Consider the following 16446-nt stretch of genomic DNA (forward strand, 5'->3'; position numbering starts at 1 on the left):
GACATAAGTCACTAAAACCACGTCACCGCAGGTCAGCCAGTCGATATTCCGGGTGGTGCGTCGGGCGGCGCGCGGTGGTGCGCTCAGTCCGCGTGGCAGCCCAGCAGCTCGGCCGTGGTCCCGGGCGCGGTGGTGCGCAGCGTGACGACCTCGGTGAGGCGGGTGGCGTCGCCGGCGAAGCGGAAGTCGGCCCGGCCGACCTCGGCGCCGTTCTCCGCCTGGGACCGGACCGTGCAGTAGCCGGACGCGCCGGCGTCCTTCTCGATGTGCAGTTCGACCTTCACCGCATCGTCCTGGAGATCGAAACTGATCACTTCTGCGCTGATCTTGTTCTGGCCGACGTAGTGGTACGCGAAGTACCCGACCAGGACGACGAGCAGCGCTCCCAGGACCCCGCCGACGGTCTTGAGCGTGCGGTCCGTGCGCTCGTCCGAGGAACGGCCGTAGCGGCCCTCGCGCAGCGGCGTACGCACCGTACTCATGATCATCCTCTCGGCCGGGCGGGACACCCTGTTCCGAAACGGGCCATCCGGGCCTTACCCCGGAATTATTCACCCTCCGGTTCGGTCACTATAGAAGCCGCCGTTCGCTCCCGGTCCACCGGGCGCCGACACAACGACCGAGGAAGAGCCTTGACTGACCAGCTGCGACTCATGGCCGTGCACGCACACCCCGACGACGAGTCGAGCAAGGGGGCGGCCACCATGGCGAAGTACGTGTCCGAGGGGGTGGACGTGCTCGTGGTGACCTGCACGGGCGGGGAACGCGGCTCCATCCTCAACCCGAAGCTCCAGGGCGACACCTACATCGAGGAGAACATCCACGAGGTCCGCCGCAAGGAGATGGACGAGGCCCGGGAGATCCTCGGCGTCAAGCAGGAGTGGCTCGGCTTCGTCGACTCCGGCCTGCCCGAGGGCGACCCGCTGCCGCCGCTGCCGGAGGGCTGCTTCGCCCTGGAGGACGTCGACCACGCGGCCGGCGAGCTGGTGCGGAAGATCCGCTCCTTCCGTCCCCAGGTGATCACCACCTACGACGAGAACGGCGGCTACCCGCACCCCGACCACATCATGACCCACAAGATCACGATGGTGGCCTTCGAGGGCGCGGCCGACACCGAGAAGTACCCCGAGGCCGAGTACGGCCCGGCCTACCAGCCGCTGAAGGTCTACTACAACCAGGGCTTCAACCGCCCCCGCACCGAGGCCCTGCACCAGGCCATGCTGGACCGCGGCCTGGAGTCCCCCTACGGGGACTGGCTCAAGCGCTGGGACGAGTCCGGCTTCAAGGACCGCACCCTCACCACCCACGTGCCCTGCGCCGAGTTCTTCGAGATCCGCGACAAGGCCCTGCTCGCCCACCGCACCCAGATCGACCCCGACGGCGGCTGGTTCCGTGTCCCGCTGGAGCTGCAGAAGGAGGTCTGGCCCACCGAGGAGTACGAGCTGGCGAAGTCCCTCGTCGATACCTCCCTCCCCGAGGACGACCTCTTCGCGGGCATCCGGGACAATGCCTGACATGACCCCAAGCACAAGCCTGGCCGTGACGCACTTCGTGACCATCGCCAAGGAGTTCGACAAGGACAAGGTCACCCCCGGTGTCCTCGGCTTCATCGTCTTCGCGGTGATGGGCCTGGCCGTCTGGGCCCTGATGAAGTCGATGAACAAGCACATGGGCAAGGTCGACTTCGAGGAGGCCCCGGCGGACGGCGGCGAGCCGTCGGCCGCCGCCCCCGAGGCGACAAAGAGCTGACCCGCCCGGTCAGCGGGCGTCACCGGCCGCCCGCACCGCCACGCCCATCACCTCCCGGGCGTGGCGGCTCGGCACCATGCCCAGGCGCCACGCCTGCCGGCCCGCCTCCAGGCTGACCCGCGCTCCAGCAGCAGCCCGTACGCCGCGACACAGCCGTCGAGCTTCTCGTCGCGCGCCGGATGCCCGGCGCGGGCCGGCTGGGCCGGCCCTTCCCGCGCCACCGCCGTCCCCACCTCCACCCCGCCCACAGCGGCGTACGGCAGCAGCGTGCAGCGCGGGAAGCGGGCCCGGTCCTCGCCCCGCCGGTCGCCGTACGACGCGAACAGGCCGGCCGTCTCGTCGCACGGGGCGAGCGCCTGCGCCGTGCGCGCGTCGCCCGCGTCCACCACGGCCGGCTCCAGGCAGGTCCCCGCCTCGCCGTGGGGGACGCCGATGCGCTGGAAGCCGGCGCGGGCGTCGACCAGCAGCCGGCGGGCGAAACCCGAGTCGCGCAGCGGGCCGGTCCGCGCCGCCCGCTGGTCGCGGGTGACCCGCGCGGAGTGGTGCCGGGCACACAGGCCAGGCCGTACACGTCCCGCATCGGGCAGGTGCCCGAACGACTGCTCCAGCGCCGCCCGCCGCCGCGCTCTTGTCCGCGCCCAGCTGCCGCGGTCCGCCCTGCGCCGGCCCGGTCGCCGCGGCGAGCACTGGCTGCTGACCGGGGAACGGCCGGATGCCGCGCCTCCAGTGCCGTCAGCCACTGGACCGCAGCCGCTCCGGCCCGCCGGGCTGCCCGGCCGCGCCCGCGCGGTGGTGCGCCACCGGCAGATGCGCCCCGGCCACCTTCACGACGGTCGCCGCCGCCCCCGCGCACCCGACGGTCACGCCGGCGCCCAGCGCGGTCCCGGTGCCGGTGCCCAGCGCCAGATCGGCGACGGCCGCGGCGACCGCCGCGACCACCGCCACCATCAGCGGCGTCCCGGCCCCCTCGCGCGCGTAGCGCTGCCCGAAGGTCAGCCGCCCGGCCTCCCCGTCCAGCGCCCGGCCTCCGCCTCGTCCAGCGCCCGGGCGTAGGCCTCGTACTTCTCCCCGGCCGCCCGCGCCATCGCGTCCAGCGCCCCGCGCGCCCGCGTCAGCAGCACCTTCCCGTCGACGCGGCCCCCGGACCGCCGCACCTCCTCCACGACCCTCACCAGCCGCCGCTCGGCCTCGGCCCGATGACTGTCCCGCATGGCGCGTCGCCCTCCGGCGGCAACGGCGTGCCCGGCCACGTGTGCGGCGCGGGACGAGTCGAGGGGAGAGGGCGTGACCGCCGCGATCCCGGGCGCCGCGTCCCGTGCCGTGCGCCGGGGAACGGGTACTGGGGCAGGATGGGAACCATGCCGAACCGACTCGCCCACGAGACGTCCCCCTACCTGCTCCAGCACGCGGACAACCCCGTCGACTGGTGGCCCTGGTCCGAGGAGGCGTTCGCGGAGGCGCGGCGCCGGGACGTGCCCGTGCTGCTGAGCGTCGGCTACGCGAGCTGCCACTGGTGCCACGTCATGGCGCACGAGTCCTTCGAGGACGAGACCACCGCCGCCTACCTCAACGAGCACTTCGTCAGCGTCAAGGTCGACCGCGAGGAACGCCCCGACGTGGACGCCGTCTACATGGAGGCCGTGCAGGCGGCCACCGGGCACGGCGGGTGGCCGATGACGGTGTTCCTGACCCCGGACGCGGAGCCGTTCTACTTCGGCACGTACTTCCCGCCCGCGCCGCGCCACGGGATGCCCTCCTTCCGGCAGGTGCTGGAGGGCGTGCGGCAGGCGTGGGACGACCGGCGCGAGGAGGTCGCCGACGTCGCGGGGAAGATCGTCCGCGATCTCGCCGGGCGGGAGATCGACTACGGCGCCGGCAAGCAGGTGCCCGGCGAGCAGGAGCTGGCACAGGCGCTGCTGGGGCTGACCCGGGAGTACGACCCGCAGCGCGGCGGGTTCGGCGGCGCGCCCAAGTTCCCGCCGTCCATGGTGATCGAGTTCCTGCTGCGCCACCACGCGCGCACCGGCTCCGAGGGCGCCCTGCAGATGGCGCGGGACACCTGCGAGCGGATGGCGCGGGGCGGGATGTACGACCAGCTCGGAGGCGGCTTCGCCCGCTACTCCGTCGACCGGGACTGGGTCGTGCCGCACTTCGAGAAGATGCTGTACGACAACGCGCTGCTCTGCCGGGTCTACGCCCACCTGTGGCGGGCCACCGGTTCCGAGCTGGCCCGCCGCGTCGCCCTGGAGACCGCCGACTTCATGGTGCGCGAGCTGCGCACCGCCGAGGGCGGGTTCGCCTCCGCGCTCGACGCCGACAGCGACGACGGGACCGGGCGGCACGTCGAGGGCGCGTACTACGTGTGGACGCCGGACCAGCTGCGCGCCGTCCTCGGCGACGACGACGCCCGGCTCGCCGCCCAGTACTTCGGCGTCACCGAGGAGGGAACCTTCGAACACGGCTCCTCGGTGCTGCAGCTGCCGCAGCAGGAGGGCGTCTTCGACGCCGCGCGGATCGACGGCGTACGCCAGCGGCTGCTGCGGGCCCGCGGCGAGCGGCCCGCGCCCGGCCGGGACGACAAGATCGTCGCCGCCTGGAACGGCCTCGCCGTCGCCGCGCTCGCCGAGACCGGCGCCTACTTCGACCGCCCGGACCTCGTCGACGCCGCCCTCGCCGCCGCCGACCTGCTGGTGAGGGTGCACCTCGACGACCGCGCCCACCTCTCCCGCACCAGCAAGGACGGGCGGGCCGGCGCCAACGCGGGCGTGCTGGAGGACTACGCGGACGTCGCCGAGGGGTTCCTCGCGCTGGCCTCCGTCACCGGCGAGGGCGTGTGGCTGGACTTCGCCGGGCTGCTGCTCGACCACGTGCTCACCCGGTTCGCCGACGAGAGGACCGGCGCGCTGTTCGACACCGCCGCCGACGCCGAACGGCTCATCCGCCGGCCGCAGGACCCGACCGACAACGCCGCCCCGTCCGGCTGGACCGCCGCCGCGGGCGCGCTGCTGAGCTACGCCGCCCACACCGGCTCCGCGCCGCACCGCACCGCCGCCGAGCGGGCGCTCGGCGTGGTGAAGGTGCTGGGACCGCGCGTGCCGCGGTTCATCGGCTGGGGGCTCGCGGTGGCGGAGGCGCTGCTGGACGGGCCGCGCGAGGTGGCGGTCGTGGGGCGCGCGGCGGACGACACCGGCGCGCGGGAGCTGCACCGCACCGCGCTGCTCGCCACCGCGCCGGGTGCCGTCGTCGCGTACGGCCCGGCGGGCGGCGAGGAGTTCCCGCTGCTCGCGGACCGGCCGCTGGTCGGCGGTGAACCGGCCGCGTACGTCTGCCGCAACTTCACCTGTGACGCTCCGACGACCGACCCGCAGCGGCTGCGCGCGGCGCTCTCGGGGCACTGAGCGGGGGCCGAGGCGGGCGCCGAGCGCTGGGCTTTCGGCTCGGAAAGCGCTGTCTGAAATGATCGGAAACTGAGCAGGTGTTCGGTTAGATCCCGCTAGGCGCCTCACCGGCCGGAAACACGCTTTTTATCGGAACAGCTCCCACGCTTCACGGTTCCCCCCTAGTCTCTGCACATGCCGTGACGCCCGGCCGCTGCCGACCGTCACGGCACGGGGGTTTTGGGGATCTGGGGGGATCTGTTTGCTGACGTCTGTCTTCATCGCTGCCGTTTCGCTCGCCCTGTTCTGGATGGCGGCCTTCACCCTGTGGTGGCAGATGCACGCGTGGCGCACGCCCGAAGTGCTGGCCTCCACCCGGTTCAGCCGGCCCGACGGGGCCGAGCAGCTGTCCTTCTCGCTGCTGCTGCCGGCACGCCACGAGCAGGCCGTGCTCGACCACACCATCCAGCGCCTGCTTCAGTCCACACACGCCGACTTCGAGATCATCGTGATCGTCGGCCACGACGACCCGGAGACCGCCGAGGTCGCCGAGCGCGCCGCCGCGCGCGATACGCGGGTGCGGGTCGTCGTCGACACCCACGAGAAGAAGAACAAGCCGAAGGCCATGAACACGGCGCTGCCGCACTGCCGCGGCGACGTCGTCGGGGTCTTCGACGCCGAGGACCAGGTCCATCCGGAGCTGCTGGCCCACGTCGACCACGCCTTCCGCGCCACCGGCGCCGACGTCGTCCAGGGCGGCGTCCAGCTGATCAACTTCCACTCCAGCTGGTACAGCCTGCGCAACTGCCTGGAGTACTTCTTCTGGTTCCGCTCCCGGCTGCACCTGCACGCCCAGAAGGGGTTCATCCCGCTCGGCGGCAACACCGTCTTCGTCCGCACCGACGTGCTGCGCGAGGCCGACGGCTGGGACCCGAACTGCCTCGCCGAGGACTGCGACCTGGGCGTGCGGCTGTCCAGCGTCGGCAAGAAGGTCGTCGTCGCCTACGACTCCGAGATGGTCACCCGCGAGGAGACACCCGGCTCGCTGATGAGCCTGCTGAAGCAGCGCACCCGCTGGAACCAGGGGTTCCTCCAGGTCTACCGCAAGCGCGACTGGAAACAGCTGCCCACCTTCGGACAGCGCCTCCTGGCCCGCTACACCCTCATGACGCCGTATCTGCAGGCCGTCTCCGGGGTGGTCATCCCGCTCAACGTCGGGATCGCGCTCTTCCTCGACGTGCCCGTCGGCGTCGCCTTCATCACCTTCCTGCCGGCCGTCACCGCCCTGGTGACCTTCGTCTTCGAGCTGGTCGGACTGCACGACTTCGGCAAGCAGTACGGGCTGCGCGTCCGGTTCGTCCACTACCTGAAGCTCATCCTGGGCGGCCCCTTCTACCAGGTGCTCCTCGCCGGGGCCGCCGTCCGCGCCGTCTGGCGCGAGCAGCGCGGCCAGAGCGACTGGGAGCTGACCAGCCATGTCGGCGCTCATCTCGCGCACGCGAACCGAGAGGACGTTCCTGCGTGACCTCCACCCTTCCCGCGGCGACCGGAATCGAGGTCCCCGCACAGCGGACCGCTGCGCCCATGACCCGTTCGACAGGTCGAACACAGTTCCCGCAGCGACTGCGCTCCTCCCGTCCCGACCTGGTCCTGTGCGGTGTCCTCCTGGTGGCGATCCTCGTCGTCCAGGGCTGGAACATCGCCGACTACCCCACCCTCAGCGACGACGAGGGCACCTACCTCGCCCAGGCCTGGGCCGTCCAGGAGGGCCGCGGCCTCGCCCACTACACCTACTGGTACGACCATCCGCCGCTCGGCTGGATCCAGCTCGCCGTCCTGACCTGGATCCCCGCGCTGATCAGCCCGGACTCGATGACCGTCGGCACCATGCGCGCCGCGATGCTGCTGATCTCCGCGGTCAGCGCGGTCCTCGTCTACGTCCTCGGCCGCCGCCTCGCCCTGCCCCGCTGGGCCGCGGCGCTCGGCATGGCGCTGTTCGGGCTCTCCCCGCTGTCGGTCGTCCTCCAGCGCGAGATCTTCCTCGACAACCTCGCCGTGATGTGGACGCTGCTCGCGTTCACCCTCGCCGCCTCCCCGAGCCGCCACCTCTGGCACCACTTCGGCGCGGGCATCGCCGCCGCGACGGCCGTGCTCACCAAGGAGACGATGCTCGTCGTCCTGCCCGCCCTGCTGCTCACCATGTGGCGGCACAGCCACCGAGACACCCGCAAGTTCGCCGTCACCGGCGCGATCACCGCCTGCGCCCTGATCGGCCTGTCGTACCCGCTGTTCGCGCTGCTCAAGGGCGAGCTGCTGCCGGGCGCGGGCCATGTGTCGCTGTGGGACGGCATCGTCTACCAGATGAGCCGCCCCGGCTCCGGCTTCATCCTCACCGAGGGCACCGGCTCCCACGGCGTGCTCCGGTCCTGGCTCTACTACGACCGCGTGCTGCCCCTCGGCGGCCTCGCCGGCGCCCTGCTGCTCCTGCTGACCTGGCGCTGGTCGGTCACCGCCCGCGCGCTCGCCGGGCCCGCGCTGACCGTCGCGATCCTCGCCCTGGTCGCGCTGCGCCCGAACGGCTACCTGCCCGCGATGTACATCATCCAGGCGCTGCCGTTCCTCGCCCTGGTCCTCGCCGGCGGCACCGCCAGCGTCGCCCACGCCGTGCTGCACAAGCGGCGCGGCGCCGGCCGCCGGCCGTCGCGCGCCCGGTACGCGCTCGCCGCCGTCCTCGCCCTCGCCGCGAGCGCCTACGTGCTGCCGCGCTGGTACGACGGCGCCCGCACCGCCGTGACCACCGACGCCAACGCCCCCTACCGGGCCGCCGCGCGATGGCTGGCCACCGAGGTGCCGGACCCGGAGGACACCCGCGTCCTGGTCGACGACGCGCTCTGGCTGGACCTCGTCCACCAGGGCTACGACCCCGGCCTCGGCGTCATCTGGTTCTACAAGGCCGACCTCGACCCGGCCGTCACCAGGACCATGCCGCGCGGCTGGCGCGACCTCGACTACGTGGTCGCCTCGCCGACGGTGCGGCGCGACGCGGTCGACCTGCCGAACGTCAAGGCCGCCATCGAGCACTCGGCGCCGGTCGCCGTCTTCGGCACCGGCCCGGACCGGATCGAGATCCGGCGCATCCAGACCGCGGGCGCCCCGGGAGGCGAGCGATGACGCACGAGTACACCGTCCCCGACGAGACCGTCACGGCACCCGAGGTCGTCGGCGTCGCCGAACCGGGCGCCGTCACCATCGTCGTACCGACCTTCAACGAGTCGGCGAACATACGGCAGCTGCTGCACCAGATCACCGAGTCGGTGCCGTCCCGGCTGCCCTGCGAGGTGGTCTTCGTCGACGACTCCACCGACGACACCCCGGACGTCATCCGCGCCGCCGCGGCGGACTGCCCGTTCCCGGTGACCGTGCTGCACCGCGAGGAGCCCGTGGGCGGGCTCGGCGGCGCGGTCGTCGAGGGCATGAAGGCGGCCGGCTCGGACTGGATCGTCGTCATGGACGGCGACTGCCAGCACCCGCCGTCCCTCGTCCCCGAACTGGTCGCCACCGGAGAACGCGCCGGCGCCGGACTCGTCGTCGCCTCCCGCTACCTCAAGGGCGGCAGCCGCGCCGGGCTCGCCGGCAGCTACCGCGTCGCCGTCTCGCGCGGCGCGACCTGGCTGACCAAGGCGCTCTTCCCGCGTCGGCTGCACGGCATCAGCGACCCGATGAGCGGCTTCTTCGCGATCCGCCGCAGCGACATCACCGCGGAACTGCTCCAGCCGCTCGGCTACAAGATCCTCCTCGAACTCGCGGTGCGCAGCCGCCCCCGCGAGGTCAGCGAGGTCCCGTTCGTCTTCCAGGAGCGGTTCGCCGGGGAGTCGAAGTCCACCGCCCAGGAGGGGCTGCGCTTCCTGCGCCACCTCGCCGGGCTGCGCACCGCCGGCCCGCTGGCCCGGCTGGTGGTGTTCGGACTGATCGGGCTGTCGGGTTTCGTGCCGAACCTGGCCGTGCTGTGGGCGATGACCGAGGCGGGCCTGCACTACGTGCCCGCCGAGATCGTCGCCAACCAGTTCGGCGTGGCCTGGAACTTCCTGCTCATCGAGAAACTGCTGTTCCGCGACCGGCGGCGGCACCGCCACTGGGCCGACCGCACCCTCCGGTTCGCGCTGCTGTCCAACGCCGACCTGGTGCTGCGCATCCCGCTGATCGCCCTGCTGGTGGCGCAGTTCGGGCTGGCCGTGCTGCCGGCCACGGCGCTCGCCCTCGCCATCACCTTCGTCCTGCGCTTCGTCGGCACCGAAGCGCTGGTCTACCTGCCGCGCCGCGCACCGGGCGGGCGGAGCCGCACCGCAAGGAGGACCGCGTGAACCAACGCCGCAGAAGAACCGCCCTGCTCGCCGTGGCGGGGCTGACCGGGGGGCTGCTGCTCGCCTCGCCCCAGCCCGCCTCCGCCGCCAACCTCATCAAGAACCCCGGCTTCGAGACCGCAGGCACCGGTGACATGCCGTACTGCTGGCAGAAGTCCGGCTGGGGCGAGAACGACTTCACCTTCGAGACGACCGCCGACGCCCGCTCCGGCTCCCAGGCGATGAAGGTGACGCTGACCCGCCGGGTCGACGGCGACCGCAAGGCGCTGATCACCGAGTCCGCGGACTGTGCGCCGGTGGTGGCGGCCGGCAGGCAGTACGACCTGTCGCTCTGGTACAAGACGACCACGCCGGACGCCAGCATCACCCTGTTCCGGCACGACACCACGGCGGGCTGGCAGTACTGGACCGACCTGAAGACCCTTCCGCTCGCGGGGAACTGGACCGAGGCGTCCGTGCGCACCCCCGAGGTGCCGCCCGGCACCGACCGCATCAGCTGGGGCGTCTCCGTCTACGGCACCGGCTCCGCCACCACCGACGACTACACGATGGAGCAGGTCGCCGACCCGGTCCCGCCGCCGCGGTGCACCGGCACCACCGACCAGTGCGCCAACGGCGCCTGGGAGGTGCTGCCCGCGCAGAACCCGGTGCGGTCCATGCACTCGGTCGTCCTGCACAACGGCAAGGTCCTGCTGATCGCGGGCTCCGGCAACGACCCGGAGAAGTTCGAGGCGGGCACCTTCACCTCGGCCGTCTACGACCCCGCGAACGGCAGCTACAAGATCATCCCCACCCCGAAGGACATGTTCTGCGCCGGGCACGTCCAGCTCCAGGACGGGCGGGTGCTGGTGATGAGCGGCAACAAGGGCTACCCGTCCGCGGACGGGAAGATCGGCTACCAGGGGTACAAGGACTCGTACGTCTTCGACCCCGCGACGGAGACCTACACCAGGACCAACGACATGAACGACGGGCACTGGTACCCGTCGGCGACCGTCATGGGCAACGGTGACGTGCTCTCCTTCGGCGGGCTGAAGGAGGACTCCACCGGCTCGGTCACCGCCGAGCGCTGGTCGCAGGCCCAGCAGCGCTGGCTGCCGACCTGGCAGGTCAAGCAGACCTGGTCGTTCTGGGGCCTGTACCCGTCGATGATCCTGTTGCAGGACGGCCGGCTCTTCTACTCCGGCAGCCATGTCTTCGGCAACAACATCCCCGGCACCGGCGCCGCGATCTACGACTACGACGCCAACACCATCACCCAGGTGCCCGGCCTGCAGCGCAAGGACGAGCGGGACCAGTCGGCGAGCGTGCTGCTGCCCCCGGCGCAGGACCAGAAGGTCCTCACCATCGGCGGCGGCAACATCGACTCCAACCCGGCCGCGAACCGGCTCACGGACGTCATCGACCTGAAGCAGCCGAACCCGTCCTACGTCGCCGGCCCGCCGCTGCCGCAGGGCACCGTCGACCTCGGCAACGGCAAGGTCCCGCAGACCGGCGACCAGGGCAAGATGTACGTCTCCGCGGTGCTGCTGCCCGACGGCACGGTCATGGAGACGGGCGGCGCCCTGCACAACCGCGCCAACCCCGTCTTCGAGACCTCGCTCTACGACCCGCGGACGAACACCTTCGACCCGGTGACCGCCGACCCGGAGGCCCGCGGCTACCACTCCTCCGCGTTCCTGCTGCCCGACGGCCGGGTCATGACCACCGGCGACAACCCGGGCAACGGCAGCTGGAACCACAACGTGTCGGTCTACACCCCGCCCTACCTCTTCAAGGGCCCCCGCCCGGTGATCACCTCGCTGATCGACACCGAGTGGACCTACGGCGACACCCAGCGGATCACCGTCGACCGGCCCATCGCCAAGGCGGAGCTGATCCGCCCGGCCGCCGTCACCCACTCCTCCGACCCGAACCAGCGCTTCGTGGACCTGCCGCTGACCGTGGACGGCAACAACGTCGACCTGAACGTGACGAGCAACCCGAACGTGGCCCCGCCCGGCTGGTACATGCTGTTCGCGGTCGACGCCAACGGGGTGCCCTCGGTCGCCAAGTGGGTGCACCTGCAGGGCCCGTCCGCGCTCAAGGCCACGGACGCCGCCCCGCACATCCACTCCTTCGCCGACGACCTGAAGGGCAAGCGGACCGGTCCCGGCAAGAAGCGCGCCTCCCAGCCGGTGAGCCCCACCGTCTCCGGCTGCGACCGCCACTACGGCTCCGCCAACGTCTGCGTGCCCACCGCCTTCCCGCCCCAGGTCAAGAAGACGACGGCGGCCCGCTGCGCCTGGCTGAAGCAGAACGACTACGGCCGCCTGAAGGTCAACGGCGCCGACGACCCGCTCGCCCTGGACCGCGACAAGGACGGCGTGGCCTGCGGAAAGGGGGACGTCCGGCGCCGCTAGCCGGGCTGCGCGCACTCCGCCAGGGCGCGCTCCACGATGGTCTCCAGCTGATCGTGGTGCGCGCCCTTCCAGTAGGCGCGGCCGCACTCCCGGCACTGGGCGAACACGTCGTACGAGCGCTGGGTGCCGGCCTCCAGGCGGTCGGCGACCTCCTGCTTGGTGGCCTCGCGCAGCAGGCCGTTGCAGGCGGTGCAGCGGGTCCACGGGCGCAGCTCGGGGCGGAACCGGTCGAGGACGTCGCGCAGTTGCTCCTCGGGTCGGGTGCTGTAGACGAAGGCGCCGGAGAACAGTTCGCGGCGGCGCAGCAGGCCCCGGTCGCGGCTGAGCATGACCCGCTGCTCGGCGGCCGAGCGGGCGGCGAGCGCGGCGTCCCCGATGTCCGTCGACTCGTAGGCGGTGTCCACGCCGAGCAGCCGCAGCCGGCGGGCCAGGGTTCCGAGGTGCACGTCGAGCAGGAAGCGCAAGGGGGCGCCGGTGACCCGCTGCGGGCGGGGGACGGCCCGGACGCTCACCCGCTCGCCGTCCGCGGGGATGTGCCCGGTGGGGACCTCCCGCCCGTCCACGACCAGCGAGCCGACCTCGGTCAGCGGCACTCCGAGGGATTCGACGACGTGCCCGAGCGTCGAGACGCCGTCGGTGGCGAGCCGGGTGGCGCCCCAGCGGCGGTGCTGCGGCACGAACAAGGCCAGTTCGGAGGCTACTTCGACGTGGATCTCGGCTGCGTTCACACGGCCAAGGATGGCATGGGCGGGCGTGGCGGACCTCAGGGTTTCTGCTCGGGCAGGCCGTGCTCCAGGACGTCCAGGGCGCGGTCGACGAGAGTGGTGAAGTCGTCCCGGTGGCCGTTCTCCGCCCAGTACAGGGATGCCTCCAGCAGACCGCCGAGCAGGGACATCGCGAACACCCGCACCTCCAGGTCGCCGGGGTCGCGGCCGGTGCGTTCGGCGATGGCCTGGCAGAGCATGCGGCCGGTGACCGACATGCTCTCCCTCATGCGCGAGCGCACCGCCGGCACCTGCACCATCAGCCGGGTGCGCAGCCGCGCGGCCTCCGTGTCCTCCTCCACCCCCGTGCGCACGGCCTCCCGCAGCACGTGCCGGACGGCCTGCGGCCAGGGCTCGTCCGCGGGCCGGGCGCGCAGACCGGCCGGCAGCAGCGGGTCGTACGCGTCGGTGAGGACGATGTCCTCCTTGGTCGGGAAGTAGCGGAAGACGGTCGACGGCGACACTTCGGCGCGGTCGGCGATCTGGTCGATCGTCGTGGCGTCGTACCCCTGCTCCCGGATCAGCTCGTACGTCGCCGAGCGGATCGCCTCCCGCGTCTTGATCTTCTTGCGTTCCCGCAGCCCGGTCCGGGGGCGGTCGGCGGGAGAGGTGTCTCGTGCGGCCGTCATGAAGGTCATTGTCGAACATTCGCCGTGGCACTCGCCATGTCCGCCCCCGCGGGGTCCGGGGCCCGCCGGGCCGCCGGGTCCCGGCAGGAAGGCCGCCGCGACTGCCGGCCGTCCGTACCGGTTGCCGGTGGTGTCCGGGCACGGAAAAGGGCCACGGCTGGCAAGCCGTGGCCCGGAGGCTGCCCGGGGCGGACCCGGGGGAGCGGGGTCTACGTGTGCCGGTACGCCACGAGGGAGATCGCGACGTAGTGGGCGGCGAACGCCGCCACGGTCAGGGCGTGGAAGACCTCGTGGAAGCCGAACCAGCGCGGCGACGGGTTGGGCCGCTTGATGCCGTAGACGATCCCGCCCAGGCTGTAGAGGATCCCGCCGGCGACCACCAGGGCGAGGACGGCGGCGCCGCCCGTGCGCAGGAAGTCGGGCAGGAAGAACACGGCGGCCCAGCCCATCGCGATGTAGCACGGCGTGTACAGCCAGCGCGGGGCGCCGACCCAGAAGACGCGGAAGGCGATGCCGGCCACGGCCGCCGCCCAGATGCCCCACAGCAGCCACTTCCCCTTCGCGTCGGGCAGCAGCAGCACGGTCAGCGGCGTGTAGGTGCCCGCGATGATCAGGAAGATGTTGGCGTGGTCCAGGCGGCGCAGCACGCCGTCCATCCGGGGGCTCCAGGTGCCCCGGTGGTAGAGCGCGCTCACCCCGAAGAGCAGGCAGGCCGTCAGCGCGTAGATGCCGCACGCGATGCGGCCGCGCGGTGAGTTCGCGAGGGCCGTCAGCACCAGGCCCGAGATCAGTGCCGCGGGGAACATGCCGAGGTGCAGCCAGCCCCGCAGCTTCGGCTTGACGGAGTCCGGCAAGGACGGGTGCGGCAGGTGGCGCGCCACGGAACCGCGGTCGGCGACCGGCGTGTGCGTGTGGGCGTCGGAGGCGGACGCAGTCATGCGGGGCATCGTACCTACGGGGTCGTAAGTGACGGATCAGAGTCAGGCGACAGCGGGGGCTGTCGCCAGTGGATGTACCCGGTCGGCGGGCGGGCCACGCCAAGAAAAGGTCATCGGAACTCCAGGTGGACGCAAAGAATCGCCGCGATAGCCGCAGGACGTGGCGTGTCTCACGGCGCTCAGGTGTGCGGCCCTCTGGACAAATGCGCAGTCACCTCGGATGATCAAATGAGTGCGGTCGGCACCGGATGAGCGGCTGCGAAGCATCCGGGTCGCGGCCCCCACGGGGCAGACAGGACAAAAAACCCTCTCTTAGGAGCGATCGTGGCGCGCGACAACGCGGCTCCCACCACCGTCAGCCCGACCACCCATCAGGAACTGATCTCGTGGGTCGACGAGATCGCGGAACTGACCCAGCCGGACAACGTGGTCTGGTGCGACGGATCCGAGGCCGAGTACGAGCGGCTGTGCGAGGAGCTCGTCCGGAAGGGCACCTTCCGCAAGCTCGATCCGATCAAGCGCCCGAACTCCTACTACGCCGCCTCGGACCCCACCGACGTCGCCCGCGTCGAGGACCGGACCTTCATCTGCTCCGAGAAGGAGGAGGACGCCGGCCCCACCAACCACTGGAAGGCCCCCGCCGAGATGCGGGAGATCTTCCAGGGCTCCGGCGGCGAGGGCGGCCTGTTCCGCGGCTCGATGCGCGGCCGCACCATGTACGTCGTGCCCTTCTGCATGGGCCCGCTCGGCTCGCCGCTGTCCGCGATCGGCGTCGAGATCACCGACTCCGCGTACGTGGCCGTCTCGATGCGCACCATGACCCGCATGGGGCAGGCCGTCCTCGACGAGCTCGGCTCCGAGGGCTTCTTCGTGAAGGCCGTGCACACCCTCGGCGCCCCCCTGGAGCCCGGCCAGGAGGACGTCCCCTGGCCCTGCAACCAGACCAAGTACATCTCGCACTTCCCCGAGACCCGCGAGATCTGGTCCTACGGCTCCGGCTACGGCGGCAACGCCCTGCTCGGCAAGAAGTGCTACGCCCTGCGCATCGCCTCCGTGATGGCGCGCGACGAGGGCTGGCTCGCCGAGCACATGCTGATCCTCAAGCTCACCCCGCCGCAGGGCGAGTCCACGTACGTCGCCGCCGCCTTCCCGTCCGCCTGCGGCAAGACCAACCTGGCCATGCTGGAGCCCACGATCTCCGGCTGGACGGTCGAGACCATCGGCGACGACATCGCGTGGATGCGCTTCGGCGAGGACGGCCGCCTGTACGCGATCAACCCCGAGGCGGGCTTCTTCGGCGTCGCGCCCGGCACCGGCGAGCACACCAACGCCAACGCCATGAAGACCCTGTGGGGCAACGCGGTCTTCACCAACGTCGCCCTCACCGACGACAACGACGTGTGGTGGGAGGGCATGACCGAGGAGCCGCCCGCCCACCTCACCGACTGGAAGGGCAACGACTGGACCCCGCAGTCCGGGACCCCGGCGGCCCACCCCAACGCCCGCTTCACCGTCCCCGCCTCGCAGTGCCCGATCATCGCGCCCGAGTGGGAGGACCCCAAGGGCGTGCCGATCTCCGCGATCCTCTTCGGCGGCCGCCGCGCCACCGCCGTACCGCTGGTGACGGAGTCCTTCGACTGGAACCACGGCGTCTTCCTCGGCGCCAACGTGGCCTCCGAGAAGACCGCCGCCGCCGAGGGCAAGGTCGGCGAGCTGCGCCGCGACCCGTTCGCGATGCTGCCGTTCTGCGGCTACAACATGGGCGACTACATGGCCCACTGGATCGACGTGGCCAAGGACAAGGACCAGTCCAAGCTGCCGAAGATCTACTACGTCAACTGGTTCCGCAAGGACGACGCGGGCCGCTTCGTCTGGCCCGGCTTCGGCGAGAACTCCCGCGTCCTGAAGTGGATCGTGGAGCGCCTGGACGGCAAGGCCGAGGGCGTCGAGACCCCGATCGGCATCCTGCCGGCCAAGGGCGCCCTGGACACCGACGGCCTCGAACTGGCCGACTCCGACCTGGAGTTCCTGCTGACGGTGGACAAGGACGTGTGGCGCGAGGAGGCCGCCCTGATCCCCGAGCACCTGAACACCTTCGGCGACCACACCCCCAAGGAGCTGTGGGACGAGTACCGCGCGCTCGTGGAGCGCCTGGGCTGACGGCAGCCCCCCAGTACCCCCGCGGCCGGCCCCGATGGGAGCCCTGACCAGTGATCGTCACGGCCG

General features: G+C 71.8%; 14 protein-coding genes and 1 pseudogene. 8 read left to right on the forward strand and 7 right to left on the reverse strand.

All coding sequences use genetic code 11. From position 1 onward, the window contains the following. Positions 1-83: 83 nt before the first annotated feature. On the reverse strand, positions 84-482 hold the full coding sequence (locus G7Z13_RS22245; protein ID WP_166001966.1) for a DUF4307 domain-containing protein: 399 nt from the start codon (positions 480-482) through the stop codon (positions 84-86). 171 nt (positions 483-653) lie between these two features. Between G7Z13_RS22245 and mca the strand changes: the two genes are divergently transcribed. After that, complete coding sequence (gene mca, locus G7Z13_RS22250; protein WP_166005203.1) at positions 654-1514, forward strand: mycothiol conjugate amidase Mca; 861 nt, start codon at positions 654-656, stop codon at positions 1512-1514. Beyond that, the gene (locus G7Z13_RS22255; protein ID WP_166001968.1) at positions 1507-1749 is read left to right on the forward strand and encodes a hypothetical protein; all 243 of its coding nucleotides are present in this window, start codon (positions 1507-1509) and stop codon (positions 1747-1749) included. The genes mca and G7Z13_RS22255 overlap by 8 nt, the downstream gene beginning before the upstream one ends. A 9-nt stretch (positions 1750-1758) precedes the next feature. On the opposite strand, the pseudogene G7Z13_RS22260 reads toward G7Z13_RS22255, so the two are convergent. The 3 genes and pseudogenes from G7Z13_RS22260 to G7Z13_RS33790 all read right to left on the reverse strand — a co-directional run. Continuing rightward, positions 1759-2329 (reverse strand): annotated as a pseudogene (locus G7Z13_RS22260) (hypothetical protein); the annotation flags it as partial. A gap of 152 nt (positions 2330-2481) precedes the next feature. Continuing rightward, positions 2482-2697, reverse strand: coding sequence for a hypothetical protein (locus tag G7Z13_RS33785; RefSeq protein ID WP_240926314.1), 216 nt, complete (start codon positions 2695-2697; stop codon positions 2482-2484). 44 nt (positions 2698-2741) lie between these two features. Then, on the reverse strand, positions 2742-2960 hold the full coding sequence (locus G7Z13_RS33790) for a hypothetical protein (RefSeq protein ID WP_240926315.1): 219 nt from the start codon (positions 2958-2960) through the stop codon (positions 2742-2744). A gap of 147 nt (positions 2961-3107) precedes the next feature. Here G7Z13_RS33790 and G7Z13_RS22270 point away from each other — a divergent pair, with 147 nt between their 5' ends. The 5 genes from G7Z13_RS22270 (at position 3108) to G7Z13_RS22290 (ending at position 11889) form a co-directional block, all read left to right on the forward strand. Further along, entirely contained in the window at positions 3108-5147 is a 2040-nt protein-coding gene (locus G7Z13_RS22270; protein WP_166001970.1) for a thioredoxin domain-containing protein, read from the forward strand. 241 nt (positions 5148-5388) lie between these two features. Next, entirely contained in the window at positions 5389-6651 is a 1263-nt protein-coding gene (locus G7Z13_RS22275; RefSeq protein WP_166001972.1) for a glycosyltransferase, read from the forward strand. Beyond that, positions 6648-8297 (forward strand): phospholipid carrier-dependent glycosyltransferase, encoded by a 1650-nt coding sequence (locus G7Z13_RS22280; protein ID WP_166001975.1) that lies wholly within the window; start codon positions 6648-6650, stop codon positions 8295-8297. Before G7Z13_RS22275 ends, G7Z13_RS22280 begins: the two co-directional genes overlap by 4 nt. Continuing rightward, positions 8294-9487, forward strand: coding sequence for a glycosyltransferase family 2 protein (locus G7Z13_RS22285; RefSeq protein ID WP_166001976.1), 1194 nt, complete (start codon positions 8294-8296; stop codon positions 9485-9487). Before G7Z13_RS22280 ends, G7Z13_RS22285 begins: the two co-directional genes overlap by 4 nt. Further along, the gene (locus G7Z13_RS22290; protein ID WP_166001978.1) at positions 9484-11889 is read left to right on the forward strand and encodes a galactose oxidase early set domain-containing protein; all 2406 of its coding nucleotides are present in this window, start codon (positions 9484-9486) and stop codon (positions 11887-11889) included. Before G7Z13_RS22285 ends, G7Z13_RS22290 begins: the two co-directional genes overlap by 4 nt. Here the strand turns inward: G7Z13_RS22290 and G7Z13_RS22295 are convergent. The 3 genes from G7Z13_RS22295 to G7Z13_RS22305 all read right to left on the reverse strand — a co-directional run bounded on the left by G7Z13_RS22295 (position 11886) and on the right by G7Z13_RS22305 (position 14220). Continuing rightward, positions 11886-12617 (reverse strand): Mut7-C RNAse domain-containing protein, encoded by a 732-nt coding sequence (locus tag G7Z13_RS22295; protein WP_166001980.1) that lies wholly within the window; start codon positions 12615-12617, stop codon positions 11886-11888. The genes G7Z13_RS22290 and G7Z13_RS22295 overlap by 4 nt on opposite strands. 35 nt (positions 12618-12652) lie before the next feature. Then, positions 12653-13291: a TetR family transcriptional regulator gene (locus G7Z13_RS22300; RefSeq protein ID WP_166001982.1), complete on the reverse strand. Its 639-nt coding sequence runs from the start codon at positions 13289-13291 to the stop codon at positions 12653-12655. Between the two features lie 200 nt (positions 13292-13491). Next, complete coding sequence (locus G7Z13_RS22305; protein ID WP_166001984.1) at positions 13492-14220, reverse strand: hemolysin III family protein; 729 nt, start codon at positions 14218-14220, stop codon at positions 13492-13494. Between the two features lie 324 nt (positions 14221-14544). Here G7Z13_RS22305 and G7Z13_RS22310 point away from each other — a divergent pair, with 324 nt between their 5' ends. Further along, positions 14545-16380 (forward strand): phosphoenolpyruvate carboxykinase (GTP), encoded by a 1836-nt coding sequence (locus G7Z13_RS22310; protein ID WP_166001986.1) that lies wholly within the window; start codon positions 14545-14547, stop codon positions 16378-16380. Positions 16381-16446 lie beyond the last annotated feature (66 nt).

This window comes from Streptomyces sp. JB150 (assembly GCF_011193355.1).
Classification (GTDB): Bacteria; Actinomycetota; Actinomycetes; order Streptomycetales; family Streptomycetaceae; genus Streptomyces.